The organism is Ralstonia sp. VS2407 (genome assembly GCF_052950655.1).
The window spans coordinates 1-452 of record NZ_JBRFVG010000301.1; the positions used below are offsets into that span (position 1 = coordinate 1).

General features: G+C 70.8%; 1 pseudogene. It reads left to right on the forward strand.

Annotation, left to right across the window (positions count from 1 at the left end):
* Window positions 1–452 (forward strand): annotated as a pseudogene (locus ACU8YE_RS25165) (trimeric autotransporter adhesin BpaB); the annotation flags it as partial.

Consider the following 452-nt stretch of genomic DNA (forward strand, 5'->3'; position numbering starts at 1 on the left):
CCAACGGCGGCAAGCCCTCGCAGGACCTGACGCTCGTCGGCGCGGCAAGCGGCCCTGTCGCGCTGCATAACGTCGCGCCGGGCACGGCGTCCACCGATGCGGTCAACGTCGGGCAGCTCGGCGCGGTGACGACCGGCCTGGGCGGCGGCGCGGCGATCGATCCGAAGACGGGCGCCGTGACCGCGCCGTCGTACACGGTCTACAACGCCGACGGCACGACGTCGAACGTCGGCAACGTCGGCGCGGCGATCGATGCGATCAACTCGACCGGCATCAAGTATTTCCACGCGAACAGCACGAAGCCGGACAGCCAGGCGCTCGGCGCGGACAGCGTCGCGATCGGCCCGAACGCCGTCGCGAACAACGCGGGCGACGTCGCGCTCGGTTCGGGAGCGGTCACGTCGCAAGCGGGCGGCACGCTGAGCGAAACGATCAACGGCGTGACCTACTCG